The sequence below is a fragment of the Burkholderia sp. AW33-5 genome (assembly GCF_053427615.1).
The window spans coordinates 1-531 of record NZ_JBSAXA010000099.1; the positions used below are offsets into that span (position 1 = coordinate 1).

Here is a 531-nt window from a genome sequence, read left to right on the forward strand (position 1 = left end):
CTGCAAGCGCTGTCGGCCGACGCCGCTGACCGGTACGAGGCCGGCGTCGCGCCGCGCCGCACGCCGGACAACATCACGGCATTGCTCAACGAGTGGTACGCGACCCGTGCGCGCGAGCTGAAGTATCTCAACAGCGGTAGCCGCCAGTATCAGCGCTACCAGGAATCCTCTCCCCACGATCGCGAGCTGATGCTCGCGGAACTCGAACGCGGTTTTTACGCACAACATCTGAAGGCACACCATGACCGAGCAGACGACTCCCTCCCCGGCCTCGAAGGACATCTTCGACGAGATGGACGCGCATTTGAATACGGCACCCAGCCGTCCGACGCCGTCGACGAGCTCGACGCACGAGAAATCGACTTCCACGCCCCCGAGTGGGAATCCCGCTGGGGCGCCGACGATGCCCCCGGGCGCGTCGCCGATGGATACGACGAACTCGATGCCCAGTTTGACTTTGTCGCAGGTGGGGCGTACTCGACGCCCGAATCCGTCGACGCTCTGCGAAACGTGTCCGGCCGCCCTGTGGAC

Annotated in this window: 1 pseudogene; it reads left to right on the plus strand. The window is 65.0% G+C overall.

What is annotated here, in order from left to right:
• Nucleotides 1-531, plus strand: a pseudogene (locus ACV22V_RS32525) (LPD7 domain-containing protein); the annotation flags it as partial.